We start from the raw sequence: 25,649 nt of genomic DNA, 5'->3' as shown, positions 1-25,649 counted from the left end.
GGCGCCGTTTGGCGTGGCGATCATGCCGATGACAGGCCCCAAGAGGAGTTTGAGATGAAGGCCAAGATTTTCTCCGGCGTAATCCCCGCACTGATGACCCCCTGCAAGGAGGACCGCACCCCCGACTTCGACGCGCTCGTCCGCAAGAGCAAGGAGCTGATCGCGCAGGGCATGTCGGCCGTCGTCTATTGCGGCTCGATGGGTGACTGGCCGCTGCTCACCGACGAGCAGCGCATGGAAGGCGTCGAGCGCCTGGTGAAGGCCGGCGTGCCGGTCATCGTCGGCACCGGCGGCATCAACTCCGCCTCGGCCGTTGCCCATGCCGCCCACGCCCAGAAAGTCGGCGCCCAAGGCCTGATGGTAATCCCGCGCGTGCTGTCGCGTGGTTCTTCGATCACTGCCCAGAAGGCGCATTTCAAGGCGATCCTGTCGGCTGCCCCCGATCTGCCGGCGGTCATCTACAACAGCCCGTACTACGGCTTCGCCACCCGCGCCGACCTGTTCTTCGCGCTGCGCGCCGAGCACAAGAACCTCGTCGGCTTCAAGGAATTCGGCGGCGCGGCCGACATGCGCTATGCGGCCGAGAACATCACCAGCCGCGATGACGGCGTCTCGCTGATGATCGGCGTCGACACGGCCGTCTTCCACGGCTTCGTCAACTGCGGCGCGACCGGTGCCATCACCGGCATCGGCAACGTGCTGCCGAAGGAAGTGATCCACCTCTGCAACCTGTCGCACGCAGCCGCAGCCGGCGACGTCGACGCCCGCCAGCGCGCGCTGGAGCTGGAGCAGGCGCTGGCCGTGCTGTCGTCCTTCGACGAAGGACCCGACCTGGTCCTCTACTTCAAGCACATGATGGTGCTGAAGGGCGACAAGGAGTACACGCTCCACTTCAACGAGACCGACGCCCTGACCGAGAGCCAGCGCGGCTACTGCGAGGCGCAGTTCAAGCTGTTCAACGCCTGGTATGGCGAGTGGAGCAAGCTCCCCGGCGCGGTCGAGAAGTACAAGGGCTGATCCAGTCCTTCCCTGAATGCAAGAAGGCCCTCCCGGGCGATCGGGAGGGCCTTTTTCATTTTCGTTGGGATTCGGGTGGCAGCGTCGACCCCCGCTCAGCTTGCTGCGCAAACCACCTCTCCCGCGATCGACGGGGAGAGGAAGCGCGTCCGCAGGCCTTGCGCTTCCTCGGAGGGCTGCCGAACGGAGCGAGGCACTCGATCCTCTTACGAGACGGCGTCGAGCCCCAGTGCCAGAAGACGGTCGAGCTGCTCCATCTCGGCGGCATTGAGCACGATGCCTTCGGCCTCTGATTTGGCGCGGGCGACGTAGCGGCGCTGCGACGGCAGGCGGGCGCCTTGGCCGGCGATGGCCTCGAACAGCGTTTCGGCGCGGGCGAAGGGATCGCCGGGGCGGCCGGCAGCGAATGCTTTGGGCGAGAAGGCGAGGATGAGCTCGCCATGCGGCGGCGCCAGCGTGGTGGTACCGAGATAGTCGAGCACTTCGGGGCTGGTGAGGTCACCGATCATGATGCCGGCGAGCAGCTCGATCATCGTGCCGATGGCCGAACCCTTGTGGCCGCCGAAGGGCAGCATGGCACCGGCGAGTGCTGCGGTCGGATCGGTGGTGGCATTGCCGTCGGCGTCGATGGCCCAGCCTTCCGGCAGCGGCTTGCCGGCGCGGCGGTGCAGCTCGATCTCGCCGCGGGCGGCGACCGAAGTGGCGAAATCGAAGACATAGGGCGACTTGCCCTGGCGCGGCCAGCCAAAGGCGAAGGGGTTGGTGCCGAGCAGCGGCTTGTTGCCGCCTGCGGGCGCCACCGAGGCATAGCTCGGGCACATCACGAGACCGGCGAGACCCTGTTCGGTGATCGCCTCGACCTCTGGCCACAGGGCCGAGAAGTGAGTGCAGTCGTTGATGACCAGTGCTGCGAGGCCGAAGGTGCGGGCGCGTTCGACGAGTGCCGGCAGACCGAGTTCGAAGGCCGGGTTGGCGAAGCCGCTCCTGGCGTTGACCCTGACGATTGCCGAGCCCTCCTGCTCCACGAGCTCCGGCTCGGCGTCGGGCCTGACCTTGCCGGCCTTGACCGTGCGCAGCGTGCCTTCGATGCGGTAGATGCCATGCGACTTGCAAGCGTCGCGCTCGCCGGCGACGATCACCCGGGCAAGCGCGCCCGACTGGACGGCATTCAACCCCGCCTTACGGAAGATCGCCTCGACGCGCTCGTGCAGCGCTCCGATCGGCAGGGCGGTGGTCTCACTCATCTTGTCTCTCTCATCCATGGCGTTGCCCGACGGACGGGCGATGCGGTTGAATTTTTGCATACATAGAGTATACAAATATTCGACAAGCGCAATTCGACTGCGTGCCGATCGTCGCCGACGACACGCGGACTATCCAGAAAGGAACGTCGTATGGCCTTCACCCCCAAAGGAAAACACCTCGTCGCGGGCGAATGGCTCGACGGGTCGGGCACCTTTGCCAGCACCCCGGCCCACGGTCCGGTGCATCAGTTCGCCGCCGGCACGGTGGAGCTGGTCAACCGCGCCTGCGAGGCTGCCGAGGACGCGTTCTGGAGCTTTGGCTACTCGACGCGCGGCGAGCGCGCGGCGTTCCTGCGCGCCATCGCCGATGAGATCGAGGCGCGCGCCGCCGAGATCACCGAGATCGGCAGCCAGGAAACCGGCCTGCCCGAAACGCGCCTGCAGGGCGAACGCGGCCGCACCACCGGGCAGCTCCGCCTGTTTGCCGACCACATCGAGAAGGGGGACCATCTCGACCGCCGTCTCGACGCGGCCCTTCCCGATCGCCAGCCGGCGCCGCGTCCGGAGATCAGGCTGATCCAGCGGCCGGTGGGTCCGGTTGCCGTGTTCGGCGCCTCCAACTTCCCGCTCGCCTTTTCGACTGCCGGCGGTGACACGGCCGCAGCGCTTGCCGCGGGTTGCCCGGTGGTGGTGAAGGGCCATTCGGCCCATCCCGGCACCGGCGAGATCGTCGCCGAGGCGATTGCAGCCGCAATTGCCCGGACGGGCGTGCATCCGGGCGTGTTCTCGCTGATCCAGGGCGGCAGCCGCGAGGTCGGCCACGCCCTCGTGCAGCATCCGCTCATCAAGGCCGTCGGCTTCACCGGCTCGCTGGCCGGCGGCCGCGCGCTGTTCGATCTCTGCGCGCAGCGTCCGGAGCCGATCCCGTTCTTCGGCGAACTCGGTTCGGTCAACCCGATGATGATGATGCCCGAGGCGCTCAAGGCGCGCGCCGAGGCGCTGGGCCAGGGCTGGGCTGGCTCGCTGACCATGGGTGCCGGCCAGTTCTGTACCAATCCCGGCATCGCCGTGGTGATCGACGGTGCTGACGCCGACCGCTTCGTCGGTGCCGCGACCGCAGCACTTGCCAAGGTCGGCCCGCAGACCATGCTGACCGACGGCATCGCCAAGGCCTATCATGAGGGTGCCGCGCGCTTTGCCACCCGCAACACGGTGAAGCCGCTGCTGACGACCGAAGCGTCGGGCCGCAGCGCTACCCCGAACCTGTTCGAGACGACGGGCGCGCAGTTCGTGTCCGACCACTTGCTCGGCGAGGAGGTGTTCGGGCCGCTCGGTCTCGTCGTTCGGGTCGGCTCGGTCGACGAGATGGAGCAGATCGCGCGCGGCTTCGACGGCCAGCTGACCGCCACTATCCACATGGATGCCGGCGACCTCGAGGCGGCTCGCCGTCTGCGCCCGGTGCTCGAGCGCAAGGCCGGCCGCGTCCTGGTCAACGGCTTCCCGACCGGTGTCGAGGTGGTCGATTCCATGGTCCATGGCGGGCCCTATCCGGCCTCGACCAATTTCGGCGCGACCAGCGTCGGCACCATGTCGATCCGCCGCTTCCTGCGTCCGGTGTCCTACCAGAATATGCCGGAAGGCCTGCTGCCCGAGGACTTCCAGGGCTGATCGGATTTGTCCCCCTGGACCGGGCCTTCCCTTGCGGGAGGCGCGGTCCGTCCAGCGCCAAAAAGGCGACATGCCATATACTTTTTGTATACGACTTGTATTTTTGAATTGATTTACGATCTCGGACGCGGAATAGTGCGCCGCCGTCAACCGACAGACCTACTCAGGGAGAGAGTGTGACAATGAAGATTTCGGTTCTCGCCTTCGGCCTCATGGCCGCCACCGCACTGACCGGCCAGGCTCACGCCGACAAGCTGGACGACATCATCGCTTCCGGCACGCTGCGCTGCGCCGTCGTGCTCGACTTCCCGCCGATGGGCTCGCGCGACGAAAGCAACAACCCGATCGGCTTTGACGTCGACTACTGCAACGATCTGGCCAAGGCGCTCGGCGTCACCGCCGAGATCGTCGAGACACCCTTCCCCGAGCGCATTCCGGCGCTGATGTCAGGCCGCGTCGACGTCGGCGTCGCCTCGACCTCCGACACGCTGGAGCGCGCCAAGACCGTCGGCATGACGGTTCCCTACTTCGCCTTCGAGATGGCCGTGACCTCCAACGACAAGACCGGCATCAAGTCGTTCGAGGACATGAAGGGCAAGGTCGTGGGCGCCACCGCCGGCACCTATGAGGCCATCGCTCTCGAAAAGCAGGTCAAGGAATGGGGTGCAGGCGAATTCCGCCCGTACCAGACGCAGGCCGACGTGTTCCTGGCTCTGAGCCAGGGCCAGCTCGACGCCACCGTGTCGACCTCGACCGTTGCCCAGGCCAACGTGAAGACCGGCAAGTTCCCCGGCATCTCGGTTGTCGGCAAGGCGCCGTTCGACATCGACTACGTCGCGCTGTTCACCAACCGCGAGGAATACGGCCTCGTCAACTACCTGAACCTGTTCATCAACCAGCAGGTTCGCACCGGCCGTTACAAGGAACTCTACGAGAAGTGGGTCGGCGGCGAGGTGCCGTCGCTTGCGGTGAACGGCGTCTACCGCTGATCTGACCGTTTCTTTGGCGGCGCGAGGTAACACCTCGCGCCGTTGATCCTTTCCGAAAGGCGAGACGGCAATGTTCAACTACACCTTCCAATGGAACCAGGCGCTCAAGGCACTGCCGCAGATGCTCGACGGCGCACTGGTCACGCTGCAGATCGCGGTGCTGTCGATGGCCATCGGCATGGCCCTTGCGATCGCCCTCACCCTGTTCCGGTTGTCCGGCAACCGCCTGCTCGGCGGCTTCGCCACCGCCTGGGTCGAGGTGGCGCGCAACACGCCGGCACTGTTCCAGATTTACATGGCCCATTTCGGCCTCGGCAATTTCGGCATCTACCTGAGCCCGTTCACGGCACTCCTGGTCGGCATCGCCTTTAACAATGCGGGCTACCTGGCAGAGAATTTCCGCGGTGCGCTGAAGGCCATCCCCGAGACCCAGACACGCGCCGGGCGCTCGCTCGGCATGACCTCGCTGCAGGCCTTTCGGCTGATCGTGATGCCACAGATGCTGCGCGTCGCCTTCCTGCCGGCCACCAACCAGATGGTCTGGGCGATCCTGATGACCTCGCTGGGCGTCACCGTCGGCATGAACACCGATCTCGCCGGCGTCACCCAGGAGCTAAATGCGCGCTCCTTCCGCACCTTCGAATTCTTCGCGCTCGCAGCGGTGATCTACTACGTCATCGCCAAGGTCGTGACGCTGGCCGCGCGGGCCTTCGCCTCGCGCATGTTCCGCTACTGAGACGGGTGAGAGACATGTTCAACACTGCCCTCTCCTGGAGCGACCTCGCCTTCCTTGCGCAAGGCGCGGGGATGACGCTTGCCGTCACCGCCGTATCCGTCGCCGCCGGCACCGTTCTCGGCATCCTGTTCGGCGTCATCCGCTTCCAGTTCGGCCCCTACTGGGCGGCACCGCTCACCTTCCTGCTCGACGTGTTCCGCTCGGTGCCGCTGCTGATCCAGCTGGTGCTGGGCAATGCCCTGCAGGCCATCATGAAGCTGGGCTGGGCGCCGTTCACCACCTCCTGCGTGGTGCTGTCGCTCTACACGGCTGCCTACTGCACCGAGATCGTGCGCGGCGGCATAGACTCGGTGCCAACCAACACGCGCCGTGCCGCCCGTTCGCTCGGCATGAGTTGGTTCCAGGACATGCGCTACATCGTGGCGCCGCTCGCCGTCCGCGTGTCGCTGCCGTCGTGGATCGGCCTGACGCTCGGCGTCATGAAGGACTCGGCACTCGTGCTCTGGCTCGGGCTGATCGAGCTTTTGCGCGCCTCGCAGATCCTCGTCACCCGCCTGCAGGAGCCGCTGTTCATCCTGCTCATCTGCGGCGCCATCTACTTCATCATCAGCCTTCCCATCGCCCGACTTGGCGGGTATCTCGAGAAACGGTGGTCCCCCAATGATTGAGATCGAAAACGTCCGCAAATCCTTCGGCCAGCTGGAAGTCCTCAAGGGCATCGACCTCACCGTCCAGAAGGGCGAGGTCGTCACCGTCATCGGCGGTTCCGGTTCGGGCAAGTCGACGCTGCTCACCTGCATCAACGGCCTGGAGTCGATCGCAGCCGGCCGCGTCGTGATCGACGGCACCGACGTCCACGCCAAGGGCACCGACCTCAACAAGCTGCGCCAGAAGGTCGGCATCGTCTTCCAGCAGTGGAATGCCTTCCCGCACCTGACCGTGCTGGAGAACGTCATGCTGGCGCCGCGCAAGGTGCTTGGCCTGACCAAGGAGAAGGCCGAGGCAATCGCGGTGAAGCAGCTGACCCATGTTGGCCTCGCCGAGAAGCTCTCCGTCTATCCGAACCGCATGTCGGGCGGCCAGCAGCAGCGCATGGCAATCGCCCGCGCACTCGCCATGTCGCCCGAATACATGCTGTTCGACGAGGTGACCTCGGCGCTCGACCCGATGCTGGTGGGCGAGGTGCTGGACACGCTGCGCATGCTCGCCTCCGAAGGCATGACGATGATATGCGTGACGCACGAGATGAAGTTCGCGCGCGAGGTCTCCGACCGCGTGGCCTTCTTCCACCAGGGCGTGATGGCCGAGATCGCGCCACCGGAACAGCTGTTCGACGCGCCGGAGCACCCCGAGACCAAGAAGTTCCTGGCCGCAACGCATTGAGGGCATGATGGAAGAGCAGGCCGATGTCATCGTCATCGGGGCCGGGGTCGTCGGCCTCTCGGCGGCGATTGCCGCGCAGGCACGCGGCCTGAAGGTCACGGTGCTCGACCGCGAGGGGCCGGCCGCCGGAGCCTCGGCCGGCAATGCCGGAGCCTTCGCCTTCACCGACATCCTGCCGCTGGCGTCGCCCGGCATCCTCAAGAAGGCGCCGAAGTGGCTGCTCGATCCGCTCGGGCCGCTGTCGGTGCCGCCGGCCTATGCCATGCAGATCGCGCCGTGGATGTTCCGCTTCTGGCGGGCCTGCTCGCCCAAACGCGTCGCCCATTCGACCAAGGCCCAGACGGCGCTGATGGACCTGTCGAAGGCCGAACTCGAGCCCTTCCTGCGCCAGACCGGCACGGCGCCGATGCTGCGCAAGGAAGGCAACCTGCAGGTCTATGAGGGCGAAGCCGAACTGAAGGCGGCCCTGCCCGGCTGGCAGGCGCGCGAAGAGCACGGCATCGAGCTACATCATCTCAATGCCAGGGAGATGGCCGAGATCCAGCCAGGTCTCGCCCAGCGCTTCACCCATGGCACGTTCACGCCCGGCTGGTTCTCGATCTCCGATCCCAGGCTCTACACACTCGAATTGGCCGAGCATTTCCGTAACTCGGGCGGAACGATCGAGCGCGCCGAGGTGACCGCACTTCGACCGGTCGGTGACGGTGTCGAGATCGTGACGGCGGACGGCAGCGTCCGCCGCGCCAGCAAGGTCGTGCTGTCGGCCGGCGCCTTCTCGCATCGGATCGCGAAGACATTGGGCGAGAACATCCCGCTCGAGACCGAGCGCGGCTACAACACCACGCTGCCATCCGATGCCTTCGACCTGCGCACGCAGGTGACCTTCGGCGGCCACGGCTTCGTCGTCACGCGGCTTTCGACCGGCATCCGCGTCGGCGGTGCGGTCGAACTCGGCGGGCTGAAGCTCGCGCCGAATTTCCGCCGTTCCGAAGCCATGCTGAAGAGAGCGCAGGCCTTCCTGCCCGGCCTCAAGCCGGGTGGCGGCGTTCAATGGATGGGCTTCCGCCCATCGCTGCCCGACAGCCTGCCGGCCATCGGCACGGCACGCGCGACCCGGCGCGTCGTCTACGCATTCGGCCATGGCCATCTCGGCCTGACCCAATCGGTGGGCACTGCACGGATCGTCGCCGATCTCCTGACCGGCAAGACGCCCGCCATCGATATCGCATCCTTCTCGCCTCAAAGATTCTGACAGGGGTCTCGACCATGGCCAACCATACCTTCTCGTGTCTCGACGGACATACCTGCGGCAATCCCGTGCGCCTCGTCTCGGGCGGCGGCCCTCGCCTCGAGGGCGCCAATATGCTGGAAAAGCGCGCGCATTTCCTGCGCGAGTTCGACTGGATCCGCACCGGCCTGATGTATGAGCCGCGCGGCCACGACATGATGTCGGGCTCGATCCTCTATCCGCCGACGCGCCCCGACTGCGACGTCGCGGTGCTGTTCATCGAGACCTCGGGCTGCCTGCCGATGTGCGGCCACGGCACCATCGGCACCATCACCATGGCGATCGAAAACGGCCTGATCACCCCGCGCGAGCCGGGCAAGCTGTCGATCGACGCGCCCGCCGGCAAGGTCGACATCACCTATCGCCAGGAAGGCCGCTTCGTCGAGGAAGTGCGCCTCACTAACGTGCCGGGCTTCCTCTATGCCGAGGGCCTGACGGCCGAGGTCGAGGGCCTGGGCGAGATCGTCGTCGACGTCGCCTATGGCGGCAATTTCTACGCCATCGTCGAGCCGCAGAAGAATTTCCGCGACATGGCCGATCATACCGCTGGCGAGCTGGTGGGCTGGAGCCCGAAGCTGCGCGCCGCCCTCAACGCCAAGTACGAGTTCGTCCACCCCGAGCACCCGGCGATCCAGGGCCTGAGCCACATCCAGTGGACCGGCAAGCCGACGGTCGAGGGCGCGCATGCCCGCAACGCGGTGTTCTACGGCGAAAAGGCCATCGACCGCTCGCCCTGCGGCACCGGCACCTCTGCGCGCATGGCGCAGCTGGCCGCCAAGGGCAAGCTGAAGGTCGGCGACGAATTCTGGCATGAATCGATCATCGGCTCGATCTTCAAGGGCCGCGTCGAGGCAGCCGCCAAGGTGGCCGGTCGCGACGCCATCATCCCCTCTATCGCCGGCTGGGCCCGCCAGACCGGCATCAACACCATCTTCATCGACGACCGCGATCCCTTCGCGCACGGCTTCGTCGTGAAATGAGCGGACAAGTGCCGGCGCGCAGCATTCTCGGCGGCTCGGCCAACGGGCCAGTCATAGCCTCCGGCGAGGCGCTGAGCTTCTGGGGCGGGGTCAGCCCCGCCACCGGCAGCGTCATCGACGTACACCACCCTCTGCACGGCACCTGCCTCACCGGCGCGATCCTGATGATGCCGTCGAGCCGCGGCTCCTGCACCGGCTCGGGCGTGCTGCTCGACCTGGTCTTGACCGGCCGCGCGCCGGCAGCGCTGGTGTTCTCCGAGGCCGAGGACGTGCTGACGCTCGGCGCGCTGATTGCTTCCGAGCTGTTCGGCAGGCCTCTGCCCGTCCTGCGCTTGGCGCCGGAGGCCTATGAAGCGCTGTCGCGGGCCAAGTCGGCGCGGATCACCGACACGACGATCGAGGCGGACGGCCTTTTGCTGCCGGTCAGCCCGCCGGCAACCTCGGAGCTCGAACTCACCGACGCTGATCGCGCCATGCTCGACGGCCGCGACGGCGTGGCCGTTCAGCAGGCGATGCGCATCATCGTGGCGATGGCGGCACAGCAGGGCGCGCGCGGGCTGGTGGATGTGACGCAGGCCCATATCGACGGCTGCATCTATGCCAGCCCCGCCAACCTGACCTTCGCCGAGAAGATGGCCGAGATGGGCGCGCGCGTCCGCGTGCCGACGACGATGAACGCCATCTCCGTCGACCGCGCCAACTGGCAGGCGCAGGGCGTCCCGCACGATTTCGGCGATCCGGCCGCACGGCTGGCGGAGGCCTATGTGCGCATGGGCTGCAAGCCGACCTTCACCTGCTCGCCCTATCTGCTCGACAGCGCGCCGGGCAGGGGCGAGGCCATCGCCTGGGCCGAATCCAACGCCGTCATCTTCGCCAACACCGTGCTTGGCGCGCGGACGGCGAAGCATCCCGATTTCCTCGATCTCTGCATCGCGGTGACTGGCCGCGCGCCGCTGTCGGGTGTCTATCTCGACATGCACCGCAAGGCCCGCCGCGTCATCGACGTCGAACTGCCCGCAGCGGTGGACGACGCCTTCTGGCCGCTCATCGGCTATCTCGCCGGCAAGGCCGCACCCGACCGCATCCCGTTGCTGCGCGGGCTCGCTGCCGCCAAGCCGTCGCGCGACGATCTCAAGGCGCTGTGCGCGGCCTACGGCACGACGTCTGCGGCACCGATGCTGCATATCGAGGGCGTGACATCGGAAGCCGAGGGTGCCGCTACCGATGATGCTGATCTCGCGGCGATCACGCGGGCGGACATGCTTGCTGCATGGCAGACGCTGAATGCCGGTCCGGAAGAGGTGGAGCTGGTCGCGATCGGCAGCCCGCATGCCTCGCTCGACGAATGCCGCATGCTGGCCGAGGTTCTCGCCGGTCGCGGCCGCAAGGCGGATGTCGCCGTCATCGTCACCGCCGGCAACCAGGTGATCTCCGACGCCCGTGCCGACGGCACGCTGGCGAAGCTCGAAGCGAGCGGCGTGCAGGTCTTGCCCGACCTCTGCTGGTGCTCGATCTCGGAGCCCGTGTTTCCGACGCGGACGCGGGCGGTGATGACCAATTCTGGCAAGTACGCCCATTACGGTCCCGGCCTGTCGGGCCGCGCGGTGCGCTTCGGCAACCTTGCCGATTGCGTCACGGCGGCGCTGACCGGCTATGTGCCCGAGCGGCTGCCGGACTGGCTTTCCTAGAATGCTTTACGCAATTCCTGGCGAAAGACGCTCCCCAGGAATTGCCCTGAGGAGGTAATATGCGCAGCACCAAGACCATCCACGTGATTTCGGCCCATGCCGAGGGTGAGGTCGGCGACGTCATCGTCGGCGGCGTGACCCCCCCGCCGGGCGACACGATCTGGGAACAGAGCCGCTGGATCGCCCGCGACAACACGCTGCGCAACTTCGTGCTCAACGAGCCGCGCGGCGGCGTCTTCCGGCATGTCAACCTTCTGGTGCCGCCCAAGCATCCGGAGGCCGACGCCGCCTTCATCATCATGGAGCCCGAAGACACCCCGCCGATGTCGGGCTCGAACTCGATCTGCGTGTCGACCGTGCTGCTCGACAGCGGCATCCTGCCGATGCAGGAGCCGGTGACCGAGATCACGCTCGAGGCCCCAGGCGGGCTGGTCCGCGTGCGCGCTGAATGCCGCAACGGCAAGGCCGAGCGCATCTATGTGCGCAACCTGCCGAGCTTCGCCGAGCGTCTCGACGCCAAGCTCGAGGTCGAGGGGCTGGGCACGCTCACCATCGACACCGCCTATGGCGGCGACAGCTTCGTCATCGTCGATGCTGCGGCGCTCGGCTTCGGCCTCAAGGCCGACGAGGCGCATGACATCGCGAAGCTTGGCGTGAAGATCACCAACGCCGCCAACGCCGCGCTCGGCTTCCACCACCCCGAAAACCCCGACTGGAAGCATTTTTCCTTCTGCCTGTTCGCCGGTCCGGTGGAACGCACAGCCGAAGGCCTGCGCGCCGGCGCGGCAGTTGCGATCCAGCCCGGCAAGGTCGACCGCTCTCCGACGGGCACGGCGCTTTCGGCGCGCATGGCGGTGCTGCACGCCCGCGGCCAGATGGGACTGGAAGACAGCCTGACCGCCGTCTCCGTGATCGGCTCAACCTTCACCGGCCGCATCGCCGGCACGACCGCGGTCGGTGGCCAGCCGGCGATCCTGCCCGAGATTTCCGGCCGCGCCTGGATCACCGGCACCCACCAGCACATGCTCGACCCGTCCGACCCCTGGCCGGAAGGCTACCGCCTCACAGACACCTGGGGTGCCCGCTGATGTCGCACCAGCTGCTGGTCTAGAGATCCGCAACGAGTTCTGCAGTCGGCGTCACTGGGCTTGCCGACGCAGGCTGGCGATCGCTTCCGCCCATGCCTGCGGAAACCGACAGCGCGGTGACGGGTCGCGGCTGCTCTTGCCCATCAACGACAATCTTGTCGACGAGTTCGTTCGCAAACGAAACGAGACCGCGAATGCGGCCCGCTTCGTAAACCGGCTCGGGATAGTACCAGACAAGGTCGGGATAGAGCCTGCCCTCCAGCATGACGTTGTAGTAATTCGTCAAGCCTTTGTAGGGACAGCGGCTGACCGTTCCGCTCGGCTGCAGAATGCCAGGCAGCACATCCTCGATCGGCAGGTAGTAGCGTGTCGGCAGCCCCGTCTCGAACAGGAGGTGCGCGCGACGCGTCTCGGCAACCATGCCGCCTCCGAGATAGATCTGGACGTGCCGGCTGGACGGCAGGATATCGACGCGGCGAAACGGATCGCGGGGATGGACGAATATCTCTTCATCCTCCTCGAGCCAGCGATCCGCCTTCGGCCAGTCGAAGCTGGCGTAACCGGAGAGATCCGGGCACCCTGCCACCGATCCGTCGTAGCGCCACATCAGGTTTTCGATCCTGCCCGCCGGTGTCTGAAGGGAATAGTAGGTGGCGGTTCCCTTGAAAGGATCGCGAGCAACCTGACCACTTTCGGCCATCAGATCGGTGCGTATGTCTTCGATCGGAAAATAATAGACGGGCAGGTGGTCCGATTCATAGAGAAGCACGCCGCGGACCGTGTCGGCGATCACGGCGCCGCCGGCTTCCACGCGCAGGCGCTTTTGAACCGCTACGGGAAACAGCACATATCCCGGCTCGAATTCGAACTGAACGACACTGTCGAGTGGCGGAATATGCGGGCCGCGGCCCCTGAGATGTTGCTGGCGCATCCTTCGGTCTCCTTCATTTCGAACGGGGGCATGTCCCGAGAGCCCCGTGAGGAATTTCGCGGCGCGCGATCGGACGACCTGGGATTGTCCGGTCCGACGCGGCGCCGTCCGACCGCATGATCCTTCGACACGAAGGCTGCTTCTTCCGAAATAGCGGCATCGCCTACCACTATCCTCAGCGCAGACGCAGCAGGCTGGCACCCGGAGATTCCGGCGTTGCGGCAACGGCCCGCCTCTCTGCGGTTGGCACAAGGCGCGGCAGTCCGGGGACATCCCGGCCCGGCTGTGATACCATCGCACAGAGCTTGGAGCCCGGCGGGTTGAGGTGTCCGCGCGGCTTGAAAACGTCAGGTGCCTGGCCGGGGCAGGAGAATCGGCTGCGGCACACCTTGTCGCCTCATGGTGCCGCCGAATGGATCTTTTCCTCGCGCTGGGCCTCATCGCACTCAAGGTCGCATTCCTGATCGCGGCGCTGCTTTTGCTGCCGTTGCCCCTGACCTGGCTCGAACGCAAGATCGCCGGGCACATGCAGCAGCGGATGGGGCCGATGCGGGTGGGCTGGCACGGCCTGCTGCAGCCGCTCGCGGACGGGGTCAAGCTTCTGGCGAAGGAGGACCACATCCCGACCGACGCCGACCGGCTGCTGTTCAAGCTGGCGCCGATCCTCGCCCTTGCTCCGCCATTCGTGGTGTTCGTCGCAATTCCCTTCGGCGAAAGCGTTTCGGTGCTCGGCACCGAGATCACGCTCTATGCCTCGAACATGAACGTGGCGCTGCTTTTCATCCTGGCGGTGATCGGCATCGAGGTCTACGGCGTCATCTTCGGCGGCTGGGCCGCAAACAGCAAATACGCCGTGCTCGGCAGCCTCAGGACCTGTGCCCAGATGATCAGCTACGAGATCCCCATGGGCTTTGCGGTCATCGGCGTCGTCATGCTGGCGCAGTCGATGAGCCTGCTCGACATCGTGCGCGCCCAGGCCGATGTCTGGAACATCGTCTACCAGCCGATCGGCTTCTTCGTCTTCTTCGTTGCGGGCCTTGCCGAGGCGCAGCGCATCCCCTTCGACCTGGCGGAAGCGGAAGGCGACCTGGGTGCCGGGTTCCACACAGAATACAGCGGCATCCGCTTCGCTTTCTTCATGGTCAGCGAATACGCCATCATGCTGTTGATCTCGGTGCTCTCGGTGGTGCTGTTCTTCGGCGGCTGGAACGGCGTGCTGATCCCGCTGCCGCCGCTGCTCTGGTTCCTGATCAAGGTGGCGTTCTTCGTCTACCTGTTCATCTGGCTGCGTTTCACTTTGCCGCGCTATCGCTACGATCAGTTGATGGCAATCGGGTGGAAAGTCTTGCTTCCGCTCTCGCTGGCGAACATAATCGTGACTGGTGTTGCCTTCATCTAGGGCCATGGTGTTCCATGGCGGGACGGCGATGTCGCGTGTGGTAGACAGAGGCGGAAGATGGATCGGCTGGGCGTACTTCGCCGATCTCGGCAAAGCGCTGGCCCTGACGCTCAGCTACATGTTCTCCCGATCCGTGACCATGCAGTATCCGGACAAGGAGAAGTGGCTGCCCTACCCGCGTTATCGCGGGCATCACTTCCTGAAACGCGACGACGAGGGCGAAATCAAGTGCGTGGCCTGCGAACTCTGCGCGCGGATCTGCCCCTGCTATTGCATCGAAGTCGTTCCCTACGAGGATGAGAAGGGCAACCGGCGCCCCGCGAAATTCGAGATCGACATGAGCCGCTGCCTGTTCTGCGGGCTGTGCGAGGACGCCTGCCCGGCGGACGCGATCGCGCTCGGCCAGCAATATGAATTCTCGAGCTTTTCCTCGCGCGACCTGGTGGTTGGGCGTGACGATCTGCTCGCAAAGCCAGGCAAGGCGGCGACAGGCGGCGCCGTGGTCGCGGCGCAGCTCCGGACGGTCGAGCAGGATGTGCGCGTCGAGGCCAGCGAGCACCAGGGCTACAACTGGTGGCGCAATATCCGACGGAGGTGAAGGCGTCCAAGCTGCCAAGCCGGAGCCACAGACGGGAGGTTCAGATGTTGATCTGCGAGATATTGAAGACAAAGGCTCCCGGGGTCATTTCGGTTGCCCCGGAAATGACGATCGTGGAGGTGCTGCGGCTGTTCCGCGACAGCAACATAGGCTTCGTGGTCGTCAACCGCTCTCCCGGGGAATATCTCGGCACCCTCTCCGAGCGGGACTGCTGCAATGCGGTGGCCGAATATGGAGCCGCCGCGCCGACGATGGCGGTGACCGACGTCATGAACCGCCGTGTGGCGACCTGTTCGACACGTGACGGCCTCCCCCTGGTGATGGCGATCATGACCAAGCGGCGGACGCGTCATGTGCTGGTCCTCGACGGCAAGACTGTCGTCGGCGTCGTCAGCATCGGCGACGTGGTCAAGCACCGGCTCGACGAATCCCTGCGCAACGAGCAGGCGCTGCACGACTACATCGCCGGCACCGGCTATCATTGATACGCATCCGCGCCGGCGTTGCGGCGCCTGAAGTGTCGGTCGAATTCGCGCCTGAGTTCGTCCGGAATCAACCGCCCAGTTCCAACGGTTGCGTCCCGGATGCGGTCGCGGTGGCGACAGCGATTGCAGGATGCGCCAGCTCGACTTCGACCGGGCACGGATATTCGCCCCATCTCATCAGAGCGTTGAGGCGCAACGCGCCGTAGTTTTCCGGCACGAAGACCAGCCCCTCGGGGAAATGCCGGTTGAGCTTGAGCTTGGCCGACAGTTCGCCCCGGGCCGACCGCACCACCACGGGATCGCCTTCGGCCAAGCCGAGCCGCGCGGCGTCCAGCGGACTCATTTCCGCATATGGCTGATCGGCAATCGTGTTCAGTATATCCGAGCGTTCGGAAAGATAGCCGTTGTGGAACAGGCCGTTGCCGGTGACCAGCGCGAGCCCATCGTAGGCCCTGGCAGCGGGCACCGGAGCGAAGCCGCCAGCTTCCAGCGGAACCGGGACTGCCCCGGTGAACGCGCCATCCGGGCCCAGCGCTTCCCGCGTCAATCCCTGGTAGCCGGGAACGAGCCTGGCGATCTCGTCGACGATCTCGTCCTGCACCGACGGGTGCAGGACCTCGTCGCGAAGTGCGGCGACAAAATCGAATATCGCCAGGTTGCTTCGCGCCTCGAAGGGAGGCTCGCGGAACTTGGACACCTTCTGGACCCGGCCTTCATTGTTGGTGAAGGTCCCGGACTCCTCACCATAGCCCGAGGCGGGCAACACGACGTCGGCGAGGGCAGACGTCTCCGTCAGATATGCGTCCTGCACGATCAGAAGGCTGGCAGCGCCGAGCGCCCGGTGCACGAAACCGCGGTCGGGAAAGGACGCCAGCGGATCGCTTCCGACGATGTAGAGCGCGCCTATCCGACCCTGTTCGCAGAGATCCAGCATGGCGCCGAAATCCGCCCCCGGCGCCGCCGGGAGCTCCGCGCCCCATGCCTGTTCGAAGCCTGCACGCGCCGAACCGTCCTCGATCGCACGCCATCCAGGCAGAGCTGTCGGCAGGGCGCCCATGTCCCAGGCGCCCAGCTGGTTGGCACGGTCGAAGAGGAACTGCATGGCCGGATCCTTGCCGAGGGCCTGAAGGAGTTGCAGGAGGCGATCCAGCTGCTGCAGCGTCGCGCGCTGTTCCGGCGAGCGCAGCAGGTCGACGCTGACGAGGACTGTCGCGCTCCTGCCGTCCAGAAGGGCCGCGGCAAGGCGCTGCGGTCCATCATCGCCGGCGGTCGCGCCGCCATTGGTTACGTGGTCCTGAAGTGCCTTGTCTGGCACGGCTTGGCCCGCGGCGACCGTCAACTCGGCCACCACCGCGGCAAGGGCGGCCGCCTCGGCGCCCGGCCGCACCCGAAGGACCGCACGGGCATCGGCGTCCAGGCGTGACGGCCGTGCCGACAGCATCACCAGTTGGACGCGTCGCCGCCGCGCACTGTCCCGCAGCAGATACTCGGTGACCGGGTTTTCCTCCGTCACGTTGCCGCCCACGACGAGCACCCGGTCGTTGCCGATCACTTCCTCCAGCGGGGCACGGGTGTAGAAGCGGGCCAGCGGGCCGAGCATGTCGAAAGCCGTCGACCAGCGCGAGGAGCAATCGATGCTGTTGGTGTGGAACACTGTGCGCATGAGCTTCTGGAACTGGTAGAGCACCTCGTTGGGCAGGCGCGGCGAAACCAGCCCGCCCGCGCCCATGTCCCCGACCTCCGCGAGGCGCCGGCGAAGGTAGGCGCCGGCCTCGTCCCAGGAGACGGGCACCAGCGCGCCATTTCTGCGGATCATCGGCGACCTGATGCGGTCCCGGCTGGCCACGAAGTCGAGGCCGAAGCGGCCGCGCGCGCAAAGCGTTTCGCGATTGACCCCGTGTTCCCACTTGGAGCGGACCCGCATGAACTCGCCCTTGCGGGAACCGACGGTAAGCTGGCAGCCGGTGCCGCAATGAGGACAGACCGTGTCCGTCTCGACCAGATCCCAGGGCCGCGCCTTGTAGCGATAGGGGAAGCTCATCAGCGCGCCAACGGGGCAGACCTCGACGCAATTGCCGCACTGGTCGCAACTGGCGAGGCTGCCCTCGAAGCCGGTGACCGCGGTATCCATGCCCTTCTCGACCGTGCCCAGGGCGACCGCGCCGACCACCTCCTCGCACATGCGTACGCAGCGCTGGCACTGGATGCAGCGGTTGACGTTCATGATGATGACGGGGCTGAGGCGGATGTCGTGCGAATGGAACACGCGCTTGGGATCGGTGAAGCCGCTTCGGCGCGGCCCATAGGCCATCACCATGTCCTGGAGCTCGCACTCGCCGCCCTTGTCGCAGACCGGGCAGTCGAGCGGATGGTTGGCAAGCAGCATGTCCAGCATCGAGGAGCGCGTCTCGGCGATCAGCGGCGTGTTCGTCCGCACCACCATGCCGTCGGTCACGGCCGTGGCGCAGGCCGGCTGAAGCCGCCTCTGCCCGGCGATCTCCACCAGACACATGCGGCAGGAAGCCAGCGGCGGCAGCCGCTTCAGATAGCAGAAGGTCGGAACCTCGATGCCCAGCGCCTGGGCCGCCTGCAGTATAGTGGAGCCGGCCTCCACTTCGAGCTCATGCTCGTCGATCGTGACGCGTGCCATCGCTTCCTCGCGGCCTTCTCAATGGAAGGGACATCTCCGCTCGTCGATATGGGCGGCGAACTCATGCTCGAAATGCGCCAGCGCCGCGCGCAGGCCCATCGCCGCGCCATCGCCCAAGGCGCAGAAGGTGTTGCCGAAAATGCCCTTGCAGAGCGCCTGCAACTGCTCGATGTCGCCCGGCACGCCCTGCCCCGCCTCGATCCGGCGCAGCACCTTGACGACCCAGTTCAGCCCCTCGCGGCACGGGGTGCACTTGCCGCAGGATTCATGGTGGAAGAACTCGATGATGCGGGTGGCGACCTTCACCATGCAGGTCGTGTCGTCGATCACGATCACGCCGGCCGAGCCCAGCATGGAGCCCACGGCGGCCAGGGAATCGAAGTCCATGCCGACGTCCAGTCCGCTCTCGGGGATGACAGAGGCCGACACCCCGCCCGGGATCACCGCCTTGATCCTGCGTCCCGGCAACGGCCCGCCGGCGTGGTCAGCGACCAATTCGCGCAAAGCTATGCCCATCGGCAGCTCGTAGAGGCCCGGCTTGCGCACCTGTCCGCTCAGGCAATAGAGCTTCGGGCCGGGGCTCTTGTCCGGGCCGATGCCGCGGAACCAGTCGGCGCCGCGGTTCACGATGTGCGGCACGCAGACCAGGGTCTCGACGTTGTTGATCACCGTCGGGCTGGCATAGAGCCCCGCGACCGCGGGAAACGGCGGCTTGAGGCGCGGCTGGGCGCGCTTGCCTTCGAGCGAGTCGAGCATGGCGGTCTCTTCGCCGCAGATATAGGCGCCGGCGCCGCAATGGACGTGCACGGCGAAATTGAAGTCCGACCCCAGGATGCGCTTTCCCAGATAGCCCTTGGCATGGGCTTCGGCGATCGCCTGCTCCAGCCGCCGGATCGCCAGCACATATTCGCCGCGCACGTAGACATAGGCGGTTTCGGCGCCGATCGCGTAGGCGCTGATCGCCATCCCCTCGATCAGCTGGTGGGGATCGCGCTCCATGATGATGCGATCCTTGAAGGTGCCCGGCTCGCCCTCGTCGGCGTTGCAGCACAGATATTTGGGTTTGCTCGTCTGCTTCGGCACGAAGCTCCATTTCAATCCCGTCGGGAAGCCGGCTCCGCCGCGACCGCGCAGGTTGGAGTTCTTGACCAGTTCGATGACCTCGTCGGGCGTGTGCTTGCGAAGCGCCTTGGCCAGCGCCCGGTAGCCGCCGCCGGCCTCGTAGGCCGAGATCAGATGGCCGTCCGGCACGTCCATGTTTTTGAGAAGCACCTGCTCGAACACGGCACTACGCTCCCGTCATGACGGCAGCAGGCACCTCGGCCCCCGCCGCCCGCAGTCTGTCCAGAAGGGCGTCCAGCCGAGCGATGTCCAGCTCGCCGTGATAGTCGTCGCCGACCTGCATCACCGGAGCCATCTCGCAGGCGCCGAGGCATTCGACCGTCGACAAGGTGAACAGGCCGTCGGACGTCGTATCGCCCTTGCCGATCCCCAGCACCGCCTCCATGTGGACCAGGAGAGCCTCCGCTCCGCGCAGCATGCAGGAGACGTTGTCGCACAGCTGCAGATGAAACATCCCCACCGGCTCGGTGTGGAAGAGGGTGTAGAAGGTCGCCAGCTCGTAGACCCAGATCCGCTCGACGCCGAGGACATCGGCCACCTCTTCCAGCACCGGGCCGGGCAAATGGCCATGCTCCTTCTGTGCGATCAGCAGCGCGGGCATGATCGCCGACCGGCGGTCGGGATAGCGCTCCGCCGCTGCCTCGATCCTTTCACGCATGCCCATCGCGGCCGGCTCCCTTGCTACTTGTCCACCTCGGCCATGACCGGGTCGAGGCTGCCCAGGACCGCGATCATGTCTGCCAGGTAGCGCGCATTGCTGACCCCGAAGAGGCCCTGGAGGTTGACGAAGGACGGCGCCCTGACCTTCATCCGGAACGGCTTTTCCGACCCGTCGCTGACGATGTAGAAGCCGAGTTCGCCCTTCGGCGCCTCGATCGCCGAATAGACCTCGCCCTTCGGCACCTTGAAGCCATAGGCGGCCAGGTCGAAATGCTGGATCAGCGCCTCCATCGAGCAGTGCACCCTGTCCTTGTTCACCGGGAACGCGACGGTGGGCATGTCGATCTGGAACGGCCCCTCGGGCATCTGTTCGAGGCACTGTTCGATGATCCGGATGCTCTCGCGCATCTCGTCCACCCGGCACTGCCATCGGGCGTAGCAGTCGCCTTCGTCGCGCGTGACGACCTTGAACTCGAGGCGATCGTAGACCTCGTAGGGCTCGTCGCGGCGGATGTCCCAGTCGACACCCGAGGCGCGCAGGTTCGGTCCGCTCAGGCCGAGATCGATGCCATCTTCGGCAGAGATCACACCGACCCCCTGCGTGCGCTTGAGGAATACCCGGTTGTCCTCGAGCAGCCGCTCATAATCGCGGATCCGGTTCGGGAAGATGTCGCAGAACTCCCTGATCTTCGGGAAGAACTCGGCGGGCAGGTCTTCGCGTACACCGCCGACCCGGCAGAAGGAGGTGTGCATCCTGGCACCGCTGATCATTTCCAGGAGGTCCATGACCATTTCGCGCTCGCGCATGGCGTAGAGCAGCGCGGTCATGGCACCCAGGTCCATGGGTAGCGCGCCGGTGATCAGGAGGTGGCCGGAAATCCGCGCCAGCTCGGCCATCAGCACGCGGATATACTGGGCGCGGATCGGCGCCTCGATGCCCAGCAGCTTCTCCACAGCAAGCGCGAAAGCCAGATTGTTCGAAGGCGGGCAGACGTAGTCGAGCCGGTCGGTCAGCGGAAAGATCTGGGTGTAGGTGAAGCTCTCGGCCAGCTTTTCGGTGCCGCGGTGCAGGTAGCCGATATGCGGGTCGACGCGCGCGACATACTCGCCCTCCAGCTCCAGCACGAGCCGCAACACGCCATGCGTGCTGGGATGCTGCGGGCCGAGGTTGAGGAGCACCTCCTTGAGGGCGGTGGCTTCGCCTTCCGGCCTGCTCAGTTCCGTGACTTCGGTCATCTCAAGGCACCGTCGTTCAGGCAACTCCCTTAGGGTATGTCCCTGGTGGAGAGGTCCGGCTGGGTCGGCGGCGGACCTTCGGCACCAAAGGGATTGAGCTTGTCCCTGTAGCCCCTTAGCGGGAAATCCTTGCGCTGCGGGAAGCCCTCGAAACCTTCCCACATGTAGATCCGGCGCAGGTCGGGGTGGCCTTCGAAGACGATCCCGTACATGTCCCAGGCCTCGCGCTCATGCCAGTTGGCGGTGCGCCAGACCCCCGTCACCGAAGCGACGCGCGGCGGGTCGCCGAGGCGGCACTTGATGCGGACGCGCCATTTGTTGGGCAGCGAATAGAGATGGTAGACGGCCTCGTAGCGCGGCCTTTCGGGGTAATGATCCACCCCGCAAATGTCGGACAGGAAATCGAAGCGAAGGGCCGGATTTTCCTTCAGGAACCGGCAAAGCTCGACGATCGTTTCCGGCGGGGCGGCCAGGACCTGGATGCCATGCGCGAAGCCGCGATCCTCGATCGCTCCGCCGAAGCGTTCCGCAACCAGCGCGCAGATGAGGGGCGTCTCCTCGCTCATGACGCAACGACCCGCTCCAGGGGCGTCCCGGCCAACGCCCTGGAATTCTTGATTTTCTCCTGAAGCAGCAGGAAGCCGTGCATCAGTGCCTCGGGCCGCGGCGGGCAGCCGGGCACATGCACGTCCACCGGCACGAACGTCTCCGCCCCCTGCACCACGGCATAGGTGTTGTAGACCCCGCCCGAGATCGCGCAGGTGCCCATCGCGATGACCCAGCGCGGCTCGGGCATCTGGTCGTAAAGCCGTCGTACGACCGGCGCGAACTTCCGCGTCACGGTGCCGGCGATGATCATGACGTCGGACTGGCGCGGCGACGGCCTGAAGACGACGCCAAAGCGATCCAGGTCATAGCGGGCGCAACCGGCCGAGATCATCTCGATGGCGCAGCAGGCGATGCCGAAAGTCTCCGGCCACAGCGCCGACCTGCGGCCCCAACTGATCAGGCTGTCGGCCGTCGTGAACAGCACGCTGTCCCGAATGGTGCCGCCTACCTCTCCCATTCCAGGGCTCCCTTCATCCAGGCGTAGGCGAACCCCACGAGCAGCAGCAGCACGAAGACGAACATCTCGATGTAGCCGACGAGGCCGATCTCCTTCAGCACGACCGCCCAGGGGAAGAGGAACATCGTCTCCACGTCGAAGACCACGAGCAGAATGGCGAGGACGAAGAACTGAACCCTGAAATTGCCGCCGGCGGCTTCGCCCGCGGGATCCATGCCGCATTCATAGGGCATGTTCTTGGCAGGATAGGGATTGGCAGGACGCAGCAGGGAGGAAACGAACAGCGTCGCCGCTGCCACCAGGACAATTCCGGCGGTCATGAAAAGAACCGGCAGGAATTCCATTCCAGCCATGATGCGTTGTCCAAGTCGGCGCCGACGGCTCCCGCATGGAACGGCTGCCCCCTCAGGGCCGGCCAGGCTGGCCTAAGGAAGCGACTTGGGCTTTCCTTTCGTCCATCTTCGAAGATATTCGGTTGGGTTAGGCATTGCAAACTCAATCGGTCAGCCGCCGAACACGGAGTCTTGGGCAAGCTTCAGAAACCACGCCGGAAACAGTCCTATGCCGATCGTTCCGGCGGCGGTGAGGGCGAGCGTGGCGCGGACCGAAGGCGTCAGTGCCGGATAGGTTTGCTCCCCAGGCTCACGCATGTAGATCACCATGACGATGCGGATGTAGAAATAGGCGGCAATCGCGCTCAGCAGCACGGCCACCACCGCCAGCGCGACGAACCCCCGCTCGACCAGCGCCACCAGAACGTAGAACTTGGCGAAGAACCCCGCCGTCGGAGGAATGCCGGCCAGCGAGAAGAGATAGAGCAGCATCAGCAGTGCGAGCCCCGGATGCGACTTGGCGAGGCCCCCGTAGTCGTCGATCGCCTCGCCCGAGAAATCGCCGTTCCGCATCAGGATGACCGTGGCGAAGATGCCCAGGTTCATGAACGCATAGATCAGCAGGTAGAGCATGACGCTGGCGATGCCGTCCGCCCCGCCGGCCACGACGCCGAACATGGCGAAGCCCGCATGGGCGATGCTGGAATAGGCGAGCAGGCGCTTGAAGTTGTCTTGGACCAGCGCCACGAAGCTGCCGAGCGCCATCGTTACCACCGCGATGACCGCAATGACGATCCACGCGTTCGAGGCAGCGACCAGCGGATTGAGGAAAACGCGCAGGATCACCGCGAAGCCGGCCGCCTTCGGAGCCACCGACATGAAGGCCGTGACCGTCGTCGGCGCGCCCTCGTAGACGTCCGGCACCCACATGTGAAACGGCACCGCGCCGACCTTGAAGGCCAGTCCGGCAACGATGAAGACCACCGCCAGCAGCAATCCGGGATCGCCCGCGTTGTTGGCCACGGCGGTGGCCATCCCGTCCAGGCTGGTCGTTCCGGTGAGGCCGTAGACCAGCGAGACGCCGTAGAGGAATATCCCCGTCGCTGCCCCGCCGAGGATCACATATTTCAGCGCCGCCTCGTTCGAGCGCCGATCCCTTCGCAGGAAGCCGGTCAGCACGTAGGTGCACAGCGCCATCAGTTCGAGGCCCACATAGATCGACAGCAGGTCCGTCGCCGAGGCCATGATCATCATGCCGGAAAGCGCGAACAGCAGGAGCACGTAATATTCGCTGCTCTCGATCCCTTCGATCTCGGCATATTTTCGCGACAGGAGGAACGTAAGCACGGTGGCTAGGTAGAACACGCCCTTGAAGAAGACCGCAAAGCGGTCGGAGATGAACATGCCCGAATAGGCCGGCCGCACCTCGCCGGCGAGTAGAAGCGTCGCCAGGGCAGCCGCCAGCACGATCGCGACGGACCCCCAGACCAAGAGATGCCCCTGCCCCTTCGGCAGCAGCTGCCCCAAAATCAGCAGGGCGCAGGCCCCGACGACCACCACGATCTCGGGCAGGCTCGCAAGCGCCGACTGGAGCAGCAGCGAGGCGGTCATGGGCCACTCCCCCCGCCGTGCACCCGCACGAGCAGATGTTTCACCGATGCATCGATGATCGACAGAAAAGGCTTCGGGTAGAGCCCGACCCAGAACACGAGCACGGCCAGCGGCACGATCGCCACCAGTTCACGGGCGTTCACGTCGCGAACCTTCGAACCCGCAGCCAGCCGAACCGGGCCCAGTGCTACCTTCCGGTACATCCCGAGCAGGTAGGCCGCACCCAGCAGCGCGCCGAGGACTGCCGCGGCAGCGATGGCGGCATTGGCCGCAAACCCGCCCGACAGCACCAGCAACTCACCGACGAACGAATTGGTGCCCGGCAACGCCATCGACGACAGGACGAACAGCGCGAGAAACGACGTGTAGACCGGTGCCAGCTTCATCAACCCGCCATAGGCGGCGATGCTGCGCGAGTGCGTGCGCTCGTAGATCAGGCCGACGAACAGGAACAGCGCGCCAGTCGTCACCCCGTGATTGAACATCTGCAGCAGGGCGCCCTCGAGCCCGCGCAGGTTCAGCGTGAAGATGCCCAGCGTCACGAACCCCATGTGGCTGATGCTGGAATAGGCGACCAGCTTCTTCAAATCGTCCTGCGCCAGGGCGAGCAGCCCGCCATAGACGATCGCCAGCGCCGACAGCATCAGCATCGGCGTCGCGTAATACACCGAGGCCTCCGGCAGCATCGGCAACGAGAACCGCAGGAAGCCGTAGGCGCCCATCTTCAGCAATACGGCGGCGAGGATGATGCTGCCCGCGGTGGGCGCCTGCACATGGGCGTCTGGCAGCCAGGTATGGACCGGAACCATCGGCACCTTGACGGCGAAGGCAACCAGGAACGCGAGGAATAGCCAGGACTGGACCGAGAACGGTATGGTCTGGGTGCTCAGTGCGACGATGTCGAAGGTCTGGCCGCCCTGGAAATAGAGCACGATGACGCCGACGAGGAACAGCAGGCTGCCGGCCAGCGTGTAGAGAAAGAACTTGAAGGCCGCGTAGACCCTGCCCTCCCCGCCCCAGACGCCGATGATGACATACATCGGGATCAGCATGGCCTCCCAGAAGACGTAGAACAGGAACAGGTCGAGCGCGCAGAACACCCCCAGCATCAGCGACTGCATGACCAGCAGGCTGATCATGAACTCCTTGACCTTGCTGTCGATCGCGGTCCACGAGGCGAGCACGCAGATCCAGCCCAGCAGCGCGGTGAGGAACACGAAGAGCGCGCTGATCCCGTCGACGCCGAGCGCGTAGGTGATGCCGAGCGCGGGCACCCAGGGGCGTGCCTCGGTGAACTGCATTGCGGGGGTGGTCGTGTCAAAGCCGGTCAGCATGGCCACGGCCAAGGCGAAATCGAGCACCGTAAAGCCAAGTGCGGTCCACCGCACCGTCTGGTCGTTGCGCATGAACGCCAGAACCGCCGCCCCCACCACCGGCGTGAACACGATGAGGCTGAGCAGCGGCAGCGCCATCGCCCC

At 65.7% G+C, this 25,649-nt stretch carries 24 protein-coding genes; 13 read left to right on the top strand and 11 right to left on the bottom strand.

The genetic code is table 11. The features are described from left to right. Positions 1-54: 54 nt before the first annotated feature. Positions 55-1,017: a dihydrodipicolinate synthase family protein gene (locus AmiPiv_RS09150; RefSeq protein ID WP_340037073.1), complete on the top strand. Its 963-nt coding sequence runs from the start codon at positions 55-57 to the stop codon at positions 1,015-1,017. 206 nt (positions 1,018-1,223) lie between these two features. Here the strand turns inward: AmiPiv_RS09150 and AmiPiv_RS09145 are convergent, their stop codons facing one another. Next, the gene (locus AmiPiv_RS09145; RefSeq protein ID WP_340037072.1) at positions 1,224-2,261 is read right to left on the bottom strand and encodes an Ldh family oxidoreductase; all 1,038 of its coding nucleotides are present in this window, start codon (positions 2,259-2,261) and stop codon (positions 1,224-1,226) included. A 150-nt stretch (positions 2,262-2,411) separates the two neighbouring features. On the opposite strand from AmiPiv_RS09145, the gene AmiPiv_RS09140 reads away from it, so the two are divergent. From AmiPiv_RS09140 to AmiPiv_RS09100, 9 genes are all read left to right on the top strand, one after another. Continuing rightward, entirely contained in the window at positions 2,412-3,929 is a 1,518-nt protein-coding gene (locus tag AmiPiv_RS09140; protein ID WP_340037071.1) for an aldehyde dehydrogenase (NADP(+)), read from the top strand. A gap of 182 nt (positions 3,930-4,111) precedes the next feature. Then, positions 4,112-4,918 (top strand): ABC transporter substrate-binding protein, encoded by an 807-nt coding sequence (locus AmiPiv_RS09135; protein ID WP_340037070.1) that lies wholly within the window; start codon positions 4,112-4,114, stop codon positions 4,916-4,918. Positions 4,919-4,988: 70 nt separating this feature from the next. After that, a complete protein-coding gene (locus AmiPiv_RS09130; RefSeq protein ID WP_340037069.1) occupies positions 4,989-5,654 on the top strand; it encodes an amino acid ABC transporter permease in 666 nt (221 codons plus the stop codon). Positions 5,655-5,668: 14 nt separating this feature from the next. Further along, positions 5,669-6,322, top strand: a complete 654-nt coding sequence (locus AmiPiv_RS09125) for an amino acid ABC transporter permease (RefSeq protein ID WP_340037068.1) — start codon at positions 5,669-5,671, stop codon at positions 6,320-6,322. Continuing rightward, positions 6,315-7,037 carry an amino acid ABC transporter ATP-binding protein gene (locus tag AmiPiv_RS09120; protein ID WP_340037067.1) on the top strand — a complete coding sequence of 241 codons (723 nt, stop codon included), beginning with the start codon at positions 6,315-6,317 and terminating at the stop codon, positions 7,035-7,037. The genes AmiPiv_RS09125 and AmiPiv_RS09120 overlap by 8 nt, the downstream gene beginning before the upstream one ends. A 4-nt stretch (positions 7,038-7,041) precedes the next feature. Next, positions 7,042-8,289 carry an NAD(P)/FAD-dependent oxidoreductase gene (locus AmiPiv_RS09115; RefSeq protein ID WP_340037065.1) on the top strand — a complete coding sequence of 416 codons (1,248 nt, stop codon included), beginning with the start codon at positions 7,042-7,044 and terminating at the stop codon, positions 8,287-8,289. Positions 8,290-8,303: 14 nt separating this feature from the next. Next, on the top strand, positions 8,304-9,305 hold the full coding sequence (locus AmiPiv_RS09110; protein ID WP_340037064.1) for a 4-hydroxyproline epimerase: 1,002 nt from the start codon (positions 8,304-8,306) through the stop codon (positions 9,303-9,305). Next, positions 9,302-10,993, top strand: a complete 1,692-nt coding sequence (lhpI, locus tag AmiPiv_RS09105) for a cis-3-hydroxy-L-proline dehydratase (protein ID WP_340037063.1) — start codon at positions 9,302-9,304, stop codon at positions 10,991-10,993. The genes AmiPiv_RS09110 and lhpI overlap by 4 nt, the downstream gene beginning before the upstream one ends. Before the next feature lie 59 nt (positions 10,994-11,052). Further along, positions 11,053-12,081 carry a trans-3-hydroxy-L-proline dehydratase gene (locus AmiPiv_RS09100; protein WP_340037062.1) on the top strand — a complete coding sequence of 343 codons (1,029 nt, stop codon included), beginning with the start codon at positions 11,053-11,055 and terminating at the stop codon, positions 12,079-12,081. Between the two features lie 19 nt (positions 12,082-12,100). Here the strand turns inward: AmiPiv_RS09100 and AmiPiv_RS09095 are convergent, their stop codons facing one another. Continuing rightward, positions 12,101-13,012 carry a DUF427 domain-containing protein gene (locus AmiPiv_RS09095; RefSeq protein ID WP_340037060.1) on the bottom strand — a complete coding sequence of 304 codons (912 nt, stop codon included), beginning with the start codon at positions 13,010-13,012 and terminating at the stop codon, positions 12,101-12,103. A gap of 412 nt (positions 13,013-13,424) precedes the next feature. Between AmiPiv_RS09095 and nuoH the strand changes: the two genes are divergently transcribed. From nuoH to AmiPiv_RS09080, 3 genes are read left to right on the top strand one after another with little or no spacing between them, the layout of a single operon-like run. Further along, positions 13,425-14,411 carry an NADH-quinone oxidoreductase subunit NuoH gene (nuoH, locus tag AmiPiv_RS09090; RefSeq protein ID WP_340037059.1) on the top strand — a complete coding sequence of 329 codons (987 nt, stop codon included), beginning with the start codon at positions 13,425-13,427 and terminating at the stop codon, positions 14,409-14,411. 28 nt (positions 14,412-14,439) lie between these two features. Next, positions 14,440-15,009 carry an NADH-quinone oxidoreductase subunit I gene (locus AmiPiv_RS09085; RefSeq protein WP_340037310.1) on the top strand — a complete coding sequence of 190 codons (570 nt, stop codon included), beginning with the start codon at positions 14,440-14,442 and terminating at the stop codon, positions 15,007-15,009. Between the two features lie 44 nt (positions 15,010-15,053). Then, complete coding sequence (locus tag AmiPiv_RS09080; protein WP_340037058.1) at positions 15,054-15,494, top strand: CBS domain-containing protein; 441 nt, start codon at positions 15,054-15,056, stop codon at positions 15,492-15,494. A 67-nt stretch (positions 15,495-15,561) separates the two neighbouring features. Here the strand turns inward: AmiPiv_RS09080 and nuoG are convergent, their stop codons facing one another. The 9 genes from nuoG to AmiPiv_RS09035 form a co-directional block, all read right to left on the bottom strand. Further along, positions 15,562-18,144 (bottom strand): NADH-quinone oxidoreductase subunit NuoG, encoded by a 2,583-nt coding sequence (gene nuoG / locus AmiPiv_RS09075; RefSeq protein WP_340037057.1) that lies wholly within the window; start codon positions 18,142-18,144, stop codon positions 15,562-15,564. Between the two features lie 18 nt (positions 18,145-18,162). Beyond that, entirely contained in the window at positions 18,163-19,428 is a 1,266-nt protein-coding gene (gene nuoF / locus AmiPiv_RS09070; RefSeq protein ID WP_340037056.1) for an NADH-quinone oxidoreductase subunit NuoF, read from the bottom strand. Positions 19,429-19,432: 4 nt separating this feature from the next. Continuing rightward, the gene (nuoE, locus tag AmiPiv_RS09065) at positions 19,433-19,930 is read right to left on the bottom strand and encodes an NADH-quinone oxidoreductase subunit NuoE (RefSeq protein ID WP_340037055.1); all 498 of its coding nucleotides are present in this window, start codon (positions 19,928-19,930) and stop codon (positions 19,433-19,435) included. 17 nt (positions 19,931-19,947) lie between these two features. Continuing rightward, positions 19,948-21,162 (bottom strand): NADH dehydrogenase (quinone) subunit D, encoded by a 1,215-nt coding sequence (gene nuoD, locus AmiPiv_RS09060; protein ID WP_340037054.1) that lies wholly within the window; start codon positions 21,160-21,162, stop codon positions 19,948-19,950. A gap of 29 nt (positions 21,163-21,191) precedes the next feature. Next, positions 21,192-21,728, bottom strand: coding sequence for an NADH-quinone oxidoreductase subunit C (locus AmiPiv_RS09055; RefSeq protein WP_340037053.1), 537 nt, complete (start codon positions 21,726-21,728; stop codon positions 21,192-21,194). After that, on the bottom strand, positions 21,725-22,228 hold the full coding sequence (locus AmiPiv_RS09050; RefSeq protein ID WP_340037052.1) for a NuoB/complex I 20 kDa subunit family protein: 504 nt from the start codon (positions 22,226-22,228) through the stop codon (positions 21,725-21,727). The genes AmiPiv_RS09055 and AmiPiv_RS09050 overlap by 4 nt, the downstream gene beginning before the upstream one ends. Continuing rightward, positions 22,216-22,581 (bottom strand): NADH-quinone oxidoreductase subunit A, encoded by a 366-nt coding sequence (locus tag AmiPiv_RS09045; protein WP_340037051.1) that lies wholly within the window; start codon positions 22,579-22,581, stop codon positions 22,216-22,218. The genes AmiPiv_RS09050 and AmiPiv_RS09045 overlap by 13 nt, the downstream gene beginning before the upstream one ends. Before the next feature lie 150 nt (positions 22,582-22,731). Next, entirely contained in the window at positions 22,732-24,171 is a 1,440-nt protein-coding gene (locus AmiPiv_RS09040) for an NADH-quinone oxidoreductase subunit N (protein WP_340037050.1), read from the bottom strand. Next, positions 24,168-25,643 (bottom strand): NADH-quinone oxidoreductase subunit M, encoded by a 1,476-nt coding sequence (locus tag AmiPiv_RS09035; RefSeq protein WP_340037049.1) that lies wholly within the window; start codon positions 25,641-25,643, stop codon positions 24,168-24,170. The genes AmiPiv_RS09040 and AmiPiv_RS09035 overlap by 4 nt, the downstream gene beginning before the upstream one ends. Between the last annotated feature and the right edge of the window lie 6 nt (positions 25,644-25,649).

It is taken from the genome of Aminobacter sp. Piv2-1, assembly GCF_037625995.1.
Taxonomy (GTDB): domain Bacteria; phylum Pseudomonadota; class Alphaproteobacteria; order Rhizobiales; family Rhizobiaceae; genus Aminobacter.
This window is presented reverse-complemented; position numbering and strand designations above follow the sequence as displayed.

Bases quoted from the DNA above. Each gene is read 5' to 3' on its own strand.
- AmiPiv_RS09080 (WP_340037058.1), top strand. From the start codon at position 15,054: ATGTTGATCTGCGAGATATTGAAGACAAAGGCTCCCGGGGTCATTTCG.
- AmiPiv_RS09130 (WP_340037069.1), top strand. From the start codon at position 4,989: ATGTTCAACTACACCTTCCAATGGAACCAGGCGCTCAAGGCACTGCCG.
- nuoD (WP_340037054.1), bottom strand. From the start codon at position 21,162: ATGACCGAAGTCACGGAACTGAGCAGGCCGGAAGGCGAAGCCACCGCC.
- AmiPiv_RS09140 (WP_340037071.1), top strand. From the start codon at position 2,412: ATGGCCTTCACCCCCAAAGGAAAACACCTCGTCGCGGGCGAATGGCTC.
- AmiPiv_RS09150 (WP_340037073.1), top strand. From the start codon at position 55: ATGAAGGCCAAGATTTTCTCCGGCGTAATCCCCGCACTGATGACCCCC.
- AmiPiv_RS09135 (WP_340037070.1), top strand. From the start codon at position 4,112: ATGAAGATTTCGGTTCTCGCCTTCGGCCTCATGGCCGCCACCGCACTG.
- AmiPiv_RS09110 (WP_340037064.1), top strand. From the start codon at position 8,304: ATGGCCAACCATACCTTCTCGTGTCTCGACGGACATACCTGCGGCAAT.
- AmiPiv_RS09050 (WP_340037052.1), bottom strand. From the start codon at position 22,228: ATGGGAGAGGTAGGCGGCACCATTCGGGACAGCGTGCTGTTCACGACG.
- AmiPiv_RS09145 (WP_340037072.1), bottom strand. From the start codon at position 2,261: ATGAGTGAGACCACCGCCCTGCCGATCGGAGCGCTGCACGAGCGCGTC.
- AmiPiv_RS09085 (WP_340037310.1), top strand. From the start codon at position 14,440: ATGTCGCGTGTGGTAGACAGAGGCGGAAGATGGATCGGCTGGGCGTAC.
- AmiPiv_RS09120 (WP_340037067.1), top strand. From the start codon at position 6,315: ATGATTGAGATCGAAAACGTCCGCAAATCCTTCGGCCAGCTGGAAGTC.
- nuoH (WP_340037059.1), top strand. From the start codon at position 13,425: ATGGATCTTTTCCTCGCGCTGGGCCTCATCGCACTCAAGGTCGCATTC.
- AmiPiv_RS09045 (WP_340037051.1), bottom strand. From the start codon at position 22,581: ATGGCTGGAATGGAATTCCTGCCGGTTCTTTTCATGACCGCCGGAATT.
- AmiPiv_RS09055 (WP_340037053.1), bottom strand. From the start codon at position 21,728: ATGAGCGAGGAGACGCCCCTCATCTGCGCGCTGGTTGCGGAACGCTTC.
- AmiPiv_RS09040 (WP_340037050.1), bottom strand. From the start codon at position 24,171: ATGACCGCCTCGCTGCTGCTCCAGTCGGCGCTTGCGAGCCTGCCCGAG.
- AmiPiv_RS09125 (WP_340037068.1), top strand. From the start codon at position 5,669: ATGTTCAACACTGCCCTCTCCTGGAGCGACCTCGCCTTCCTTGCGCAA.
- AmiPiv_RS09115 (WP_340037065.1), top strand. From the start codon at position 7,042: ATGATGGAAGAGCAGGCCGATGTCATCGTCATCGGGGCCGGGGTCGTC.
- AmiPiv_RS09095 (WP_340037060.1), bottom strand. From the start codon at position 13,012: ATGCGCCAGCAACATCTCAGGGGCCGCGGCCCGCATATTCCGCCACTC.
- nuoE (WP_340037055.1), bottom strand. From the start codon at position 19,930: ATGGGCATGCGTGAAAGGATCGAGGCAGCGGCGGAGCGCTATCCCGAC.
- AmiPiv_RS09035 (WP_340037049.1), bottom strand. From the start codon at position 25,643: ATGGCGCTGCCGCTGCTCAGCCTCATCGTGTTCACGCCGGTGGTGGGG.
- lhpI (WP_340037063.1), top strand. From the start codon at position 9,302: ATGAGCGGACAAGTGCCGGCGCGCAGCATTCTCGGCGGCTCGGCCAAC.
- AmiPiv_RS09100 (WP_340037062.1), top strand. From the start codon at position 11,053: ATGCGCAGCACCAAGACCATCCACGTGATTTCGGCCCATGCCGAGGGT.
- nuoG (WP_340037057.1), bottom strand. From the start codon at position 18,144: ATGGCACGCGTCACGATCGACGAGCATGAGCTCGAAGTGGAGGCCGGC.